Source organism: Hahella sp. NBU794 (assembly GCF_050749805.1).
GTDB lineage: Bacteria > Pseudomonadota > Gammaproteobacteria > Pseudomonadales > Oleiphilaceae > Hahella.
This window is the reverse complement of sequence record NZ_CP192738.1, coordinates 5915721-5922500: the sequence shown is the minus strand read 5'-3', so window position 1 is coordinate 5922500 and position 6780 is coordinate 5915721. Positions and strand designations below refer to the sequence as shown.

Here is a 6780-nt window from a genome sequence, read left to right as displayed (position 1 = left end):
TGAAATTGAAATCGCTGTGAAGATGCAGTGTATCCGCGGCTAGACGGAAAGACCCCGTGAACCTTTACTATAGCTTCACAGTGGACTTTGAACCTGCTTGTGTAGGATAGGTGGGAGGCTTTGAAGCGAGGACGCCAGTTCTCGTGGAGCCATCCTTGAAATACCACCCTGGCATGTTTGAGGTTCTAACTCTGACTGGTAATCCCGGTCGAGGACACTGTGTGGTGGGTAGTTTGACTGGGGCGGTCTCCTCCAAAAGAGTAACGGAGGAGCACGAAGGTGCGCTAAGTACGGTCGGACATCGTACGGTTAGTGTAAAGGCAAAAGCGCGCTTAACTGCGAGACAAACACGTCGAGCAGGTACGAAAGTAGGTCTTAGTGATCCGGTGGTTCTGTATGGAAGGGCCATCGCTCAACGGATAAAAGGTACTCCGGGGATAACAGGCTGATACCGCCCAAGAGTTCACATCGACGGCGGTGTTTGGCACCTCGATGTCGGCTCATCACATCCTGGGGCTGAAGCCGGTCCCAAGGGTATGGCTGTTCGCCATTTAAAGTGGTACGCGAGCTGGGTTTAGAACGTCGTGAGACAGTTCGGTCCCTATCTGCCGTGGACGTTGGAGATTTGAGGAGAGTTGCTCCTAGTACGAGAGGACCGGAGTGAACGAACCGCTGGTGTTCGGGTTGTGATGCCAATCGCATTGCCCGGTAGCTACGTTCGGACGGGATAACCGCTGAAAGCATCTAAGCGGGAAGCCCCCTTCAAGATAAGATCTCCCTGAGGACTTGATCCTCCTAAAGGGCCCTTGTAGACCACGAGGTTGATAGGCTGGGTGTGTAAGCGCTGCGAGGCGTTGAGCTAACCAGTACTAATTGCCCGAGAGGCTTGACCATATAACACCGAAGTAATTTACCGGTATTGATTGAGTATAACTGCTTATCCAAGTTAAAGGTCTTCTGACCAAGCGCCAACTAGACAAGCTAGACTAAGACAAAGCTTAACGGTTTTGCCTGATGATCATAGCGGACTGGAACCACCTGATCCCATTCCGAACTCAGAAGTGAAACAGTCCAGCGCCGATGGTAGTGTGGATTACCCATGCAAGAGTAGGTCGTCGTCAGGCTCTTAATACGAAGAACCCGTCCTCGTGACGGGTTTTTTTATGCCTGAAATTTAGAGCCAGGCCCTGCGCCACAGCTATCCCTTCTGCAAACACTCAGTGAAAGTCCCGCGAGGGCGACTCCAGACCTTCCAGATGTGACGTCAGACCTTTCCGTACCTTTTATGCTAACTCTCTACAATTAGTGACAACGTTAGTCTGGCCAAGTGGTTTTTGTTAATAAACAATGAATGCTTTGGTATGTATAATGCCGAGCCCTGTTATATCTAGTGGGGCGTTGTGTTTTTAATTGGCTATTTGGAAAGGCCCACTTCTTAATGAGAATACTACACCTAATAAACCTTGATAATGTTGGTGGCGTTGAAAGGTTATTCTGTGAGTTTATAAGCCACACGAACCCAACTGACGTAACAAACTTGGTTTTAGCGGATAGTAAAAACATTGCGCCTTTATTGAAGCCAGCTGTTAAGCGCTTTTCCAAGCAAATATCTTTTTATAAACATTGGGGGAAACTGAAAATCCCTAAGAAGCCAGTGAGTCTTAGATTGAGGCATCGTCGTCGGTGTATTCATGAGTCTAAGCCGGATCTGGTGCTTATCTGGAATCAACTTTCAGATATCCAGCAAGGCGACATCCCGCAGGGCGTGCCTGTGGTGTACTACGAGCACGGTATGGCTTGGTATTCCCATAACCCATTGAAAGAGAAAAACTTCTTTCCACAAGTGGACGGATATATAGCGGCCTCTTATGCTGCAAAGAGAATGCTGGAACTTAAGTATAGCGTTGGTGAGAGAATTGACGTTTGCTTGAATCCTATCCGTAATGCATGTTTGGAATACCCACAAAAAGCGAAACTGGATGATAAGGGCAGGCCTTTTGTTATTGGCGTTGCATGTAGATTGGTTGCGTTAAAAGCGGTCAATATAGGCATATACGCGCTGAAGGAAATACTGGATAGAGGAGTTTCGTGCGAATTAAGGATTGCCGGAGCTGGGCCTATGCGAGAAAAGTTAGAGGCGCTAGCAGTGAAGCTGGGCGTGAAGGAGTCTGTGTCGTTCTTAGGTCTGGTGGATGATATGGACAACTTCTACAGAGGCATAGATTGCCTGTTATCGACCTCCATTCATGAAACATTTAGCTTGGTTAGTGCGGAAGCAATGGCTGCGGGCTGTCCAGCAATCGTTGGTAAAGTTGACGGGCTGCCTGAGGTTGTGAAGGACGGAGTAACAGGCTTCTGTTTGCCTCCCTCCCTTTGTAAGGAAGAGTATTTGAAAATGGAGGCGTCAAGTCCTCATCTACCGCCGCAAATATATGATGTAGATGCGGATAAGATCGTTCCGCCTAAGCTATTAGCTCCGGCGGAAATCGCCGAAGCTGTTCAGAAGCTGGCTCAATCTAATGAGCTCTATCAACAAATGAGCGCTGAGGCTCAAAAATGGACTCGAAGCCAATTCCAATTTGAGCGATATATGTCCGAGATGATGTCGGCGCTACGTTCTTATTGTTCTTAGTTGTTTGCGCCGAACTGTTTGGCGTACTCCGTCAATGTGGCTCCGCGATAACGCCCATTGGCGGCTTTAAATAATTCTGTAAGATCGCGATATAAAGCTTCGATAGACTCTTTCGTTTTAAAAGTCGGGCTGCCCCCAGGCATGAACTCAGATGAGTGCAGTATAAACTCGACATATGGGCGTTTGTTTTGCTGTGCTTCGTCTAGCACTCGCAACATATTTTTAAGATTGTTTCCTGTTGGTCTCAACCAGATTGTCGCATCCTCTTTATCACGGCCTTTTAGTTTGTTAATTGCTTTACGGCACCGGCTGATGAATTTTGAATATTTTGGCAGGATGCTTACAGGCAACTCCAGTAGGGCGGAATCTCCTTTTTTGCGAATATCGCTTAGATCGAGATAGTAAGGCGCATCTGGAAACCCACGATAGTCTGTTCCCCCTTGTTGCTTGGGGTCCCCTAGATTCTTGCGCCAACTGACGCCGGGGGTCACAGAGCAATCCACCAAGTAGCCATGCTTAACCAGTGTCTGCGCATAGAACTCGTTAAATGCCCATCTTCCTGCGCGATGACTGGTCATTTTGCTAGAGAAAGTGTCTTCCAGTAGCTTAGTCAGATAGTCAATTTTCTGTTCTATGAGCGCTTCTGGGTATTCAATTAAATAAGGCAGGTAGCGATAGTCGTCCTCCGTCAGACCTTCCTCTGGCGGGCTATTCCAGGCATGAAGATGCATGCCGATCTCAGCCGTATCTCGTTCAAGGCAGTCTTTTGCGAACTCAATATATTGGTCGGATATCGCCATTTCATAGTTGGTTAGATAAGTTGGTTTGAGGCCAAAACGTTCGCACAACTCCTGAAATCGTGGGAGGAAACCCGCGTTTTTTGTTTCAATCTGGCGGGGGCTGGACCAGATATTATCGCCCTCTGTGTCAATAGTTATCAAAAAGGCGGGTTTAGTCTCGGCTGATTGCATTCTATTATTCCATGCTGCCGTTTACCGGGAGTAAACGTTTATATAAGTCGGTTAATTGTTGGCCCATACGCTCCGGGCTATATGGTTCAATAGCATTGCGTGCTGCAGCGCCAAGGCTAAGCCTGTGAGGCTGGTCGAGAAGTTTGAGGATTGCGCTCGCACAGCCGTCAGAGTCTAATGCGTCGACAACGTAGCCACTCTCACCTTGTTTAACCAATTCTGCGCCACCGCACTGCTTGGATGTGATCACGGGTAAGGCGCAAGCCATTGCTTCAAATATGACGTTAGGAAAGGGGTCGTATAGGGCAGGTAAAATAAGGGCGTCGGCGGCGGCGTAATAGGGAATGACCTCTTTTTTTACCCCTACGAAATGTACACGTTCATTCAGGTCCAGTTTGTGTGCTTGCGATCGATAGGCCCTCTCATGCTTATCTCCGCCGACTACGATCAAGTGTGCCTGAGGCGAAGTTTGAGCAAGAGCGGTAATAGCAGTAGCTAAGCCCTTCCTTTCAAACCCTGATCCAACGAATATTAAGGCTGTAGCCTCTGTTGGAATGCCTAACTGTTGACGAATTTTGGCGCGGTGTGGAGCACAGGCTTGGGGCGAGAACTGTTCTGCGTTGACGCCGTTGTAGATAACATGAATGTTGGCTTCTGGAAAGTTGAAATAACGGATGATTTCCTCTTTCACCATATGAGAATTACAAATAATCGCGCGTAAACGGGATGATGCGAACAGGCGCTTTTCACTTTCCAATACATAGCGATGGTAAGGGCTAAGCTCCAACCACCTTTGCTTAACCTTCGACAGTATCCGTTTGCGTTGCTCCAACCAGGATCGGTGTACGCCGTCGCCTGCGCGGTAGATGTCACAGCAGGGCATGCGCTCGTGGGACTGTACAAGGTCAAAGTCGTGCTCTGCAATTTGGGCGCAGACAGCATTAGCAAAGCGTCTTTCTCGGGATATGCGTCCCCACTTCGGAGGGTTGCAGGTGATGACTTTTACGTTACTGGCTTGTCCTTCCCATTTTCGGGTAAGTACGGTCAGCTCCAGGTTTTGTGCGCCGAGAGCATCCAGCGCCCGGCTTATGAATCTTTCAGCTCCGCCGTCAGGCCGGTATTTCTGTCTGATTATCGCCAATTTGATCGTCATGAGGTCAGGCGCTCCACGGCATTCAGAGCTTGCTCAACCTGTATCTGTGACAGACATTCACTTCGCCAGCCATCGCCGCATCCGGCAAGGTCGCATGGGCGGCAAGGATGATTTGACGATAGAATTACGTGTTTGTTTAGCCAGGGAGACCACTCTCGCTCGTTGCTGGGACCAAATAGAGCTACACACGGAGTTTGAGTTGCTGAAGCGATGTGCATCGGAACGGAGTCTACGCCGATGAACAACTTTGCATGCTGTATCAGGGCGATCAACTCTTTGAGCGTCAGAGACCCGCTGAAGTTGATGACGGGATGAACCAGGCGCTCCAGAATATCCTCCATCATACGCATTTCATCCCCGCTCGGGGCTGCGCTAAGAACAATGGTATGTCCCTTTTCCTGTAAACGGTTAATTAGGGTAGCCATTTTATCTACATCCCAACTTTTAAAAAGCCAGCGGGAGGTAGGGTGTATGTGGATGTATTCCCCTGCTGACGCACCCTGTTCAGCCAAGCGATCAAGGACTGCGCGTTCTGCTGAATCGCCTGCGACAGCGGTCAGGCGTCGTTCTTCATTACTTGGATACAGGCCTATTCTGCGTAGCGCGTCGAGGTGTTTCTCAACGGTATGGCGATGTTTTGCGTTTACAGGATAGTGATGAGTGAATGTCTTTTTCCAAAGTTTGCCTGGACGTCGGGCGTAGTTCTGACAGACGGAAAACCTGGGCTTAAGCAGTCGAGTCAACAACATGCCGCGCCAATGTTCAGTTAGGTGAATCACTAAATCGTACTGACGTTTCTTGAGCTGACTAATCAGTCCCCATTCTGCTTCAAGTTGACGTCGAACGCCCAGCTTCTTCCACCCTCTGTCAATCAAGTGCAGTTGCGATATTGCTGGGTGAAGACTCAACATGTCCTGAGTATCTTTGTATACCAGACCGTCCACCTCAAGATGAGGATATTGTGTTTTTAACACGGTAAAAACAGGAGAACTCAGCAGGACGTCACCGTGGTGGCGAAGTTTGATGACAAGAACTCGCTTGATTTCGGAAAAGTCCACCGCATCCCTCAGTAGGAGGCTTGGAATGATATTACTTGCCGCCATAATGCGAATGATTCTCCCTGTTCTCCTCAGTCTTAAACCGCCGATGCATCCACAGGTATTGGGCTGGATAGCGGCGGATGGCGTTTTCTATCGCCAGATTCGTGGCGGTGGCGTCTGCAAGGTCGTCGCCGGATGGGTAGTCAGAAAGCGCTGGCTCGAAGTAGACGTCGTAGCCGCCGTTTTCGTTACGGAAGTGACTGAAGGGGACGACGGGCGCTCCGGTTTTTTGTGCGATGCGTGATGTTGTGGTGATCGTTGCCGCCGGAACATTAAAAAATGGCGCGAATACACTGCCGCGACTGCCATAATCCTGGTCTGTGGCATACCAGATTGTACCGCCGGATTTCAGGTGGCGGATGAGGCCGCGCAAGTCGTCTTTGCTCAATACGGGATGGCAAAATTTTCTACGGGCGCGGGTCATCACCATGTTGAACAGGGGATTATCGTGGTCCCGTTGCATGCTGGCTGCGCTGGAATAAATATCAAATAATGCGCCGCCAAGATCCAGCGTCGTGAAGTGGCCGCCTAATAGAATAACGCCTTTGCCTTTCGCCTGCGCCGCTTGCAGGTTTTCCAGACCGTGCGCCTTGGTAATGGCGCGAAAGCGCTCTTTTCCAGTAAACCAGGCGGAAGCGGCTTCAAAATAGCCAATAGCGTTGTTGTCAAAGGCGGACTTTACCAGAGTCTGCTTCTGGGCTGAGGCAAGTTCTGGAAAGCAAAGATTAATATTAACCTCAGCGATTTTGCGTCGCTTGGGCAAAAAATAGTAGGCGGCGCGGCCCATCAGAATCCCCAAGGCGCGTTGAAAGGCCAAAGGCGTATGGGCGATTAGCCATAGTAAAGCGATCCCAAGCCAGGTTGGCCAATAACGGGGGTGAATAAAGTCTGAGTAGGTCAGATCACGTTTCTCTTCGGACACTT

At 49.5% G+C, this 6780-nt stretch carries 5 protein-coding genes and 2 rRNA genes (1 of these 7 cut by a window edge); 3 read left to right on the top strand and 4 right to left on the bottom strand.

Features of this window, described 5'->3' with window-relative positions:
* The 3 genes from ACQYWX_RS25840 to ACQYWX_RS25830 all read left to right on the top strand — a co-directional run.
* A 23S ribosomal RNA gene (locus tag ACQYWX_RS25840) occupies positions 1-894 on the top strand (it extends 1997 nt beyond the left edge of the window).
* Between the two features lie 116 nt (positions 895-1010).
* Positions 1011-1124: ribosomal RNA gene (gene rrf, locus ACQYWX_RS25835) — 5S ribosomal RNA — on the top strand.
* Positions 1125-1438: 314 nt separating this feature from the next.
* On the top strand, positions 1439-2632 hold the full coding sequence (locus tag ACQYWX_RS25830; protein ID WP_431686855.1) for a glycosyltransferase family 4 protein: 1194 nt from the start codon (positions 1439-1441) through the stop codon (positions 2630-2632).
* On the opposite strand, the gene ACQYWX_RS25825 is transcribed toward ACQYWX_RS25830, so the two are convergent.
* The 4 genes from ACQYWX_RS25825 to lpxL are packed head-to-tail and all read right to left on the bottom strand — an operon-like array spanning position 2629 to position 6778.
* Positions 2629-3603: a polysaccharide deacetylase family protein gene (locus ACQYWX_RS25825; RefSeq protein WP_431686854.1), complete on the bottom strand. Its 975-nt coding sequence runs from the start codon at positions 3601-3603 to the stop codon at positions 2629-2631. The genes ACQYWX_RS25830 and ACQYWX_RS25825 overlap by 4 nt on opposite strands.
* A 4-nt stretch (positions 3604-3607) precedes the next feature.
* Positions 3608-4756 (bottom strand): glycosyltransferase family 4 protein, encoded by a 1149-nt coding sequence (locus ACQYWX_RS25820; RefSeq protein ID WP_431686853.1) that lies wholly within the window; start codon positions 4754-4756, stop codon positions 3608-3610.
* The gene (gene rfaQ, locus ACQYWX_RS25815; protein ID WP_431686852.1) at positions 4753-5859 is read right to left on the bottom strand and encodes a putative lipopolysaccharide heptosyltransferase III; all 1107 of its coding nucleotides are present in this window, start codon (positions 5857-5859) and stop codon (positions 4753-4755) included. The genes ACQYWX_RS25820 and rfaQ overlap by 4 nt, the downstream gene beginning before the upstream one ends.
* On the bottom strand, positions 5846-6778 hold the full coding sequence (gene lpxL, locus ACQYWX_RS25810) for an LpxL/LpxP family Kdo(2)-lipid IV(A) lauroyl/palmitoleoyl acyltransferase (RefSeq protein ID WP_431686851.1): 933 nt from the start codon (positions 6776-6778) through the stop codon (positions 5846-5848). The genes rfaQ and lpxL overlap by 14 nt, the downstream gene beginning before the upstream one ends.
* Positions 6779-6780 lie beyond the last annotated feature (2 nt).

Bases quoted from the DNA above. Each gene is read 5' to 3' on its own strand.
- ACQYWX_RS25825 (WP_431686854.1), bottom strand. From the start codon at position 3,603: ATGCAATCAGCCGAGACTAAACCCGCCTTTTTGATAACTATTGACACA.
- rfaQ (WP_431686852.1), bottom strand. From the start codon at position 5,859: ATGGCGGCAAGTAATATCATTCCAAGCCTCCTACTGAGGGATGCGGTG.
- ACQYWX_RS25820 (WP_431686853.1), bottom strand. From the start codon at position 4,756: ATGACGATCAAATTGGCGATAATCAGACAGAAATACCGGCCTGACGGC.
- ACQYWX_RS25830 (WP_431686855.1), top strand. From the start codon at position 1,439: ATGAGAATACTACACCTAATAAACCTTGATAATGTTGGTGGCGTTGAA.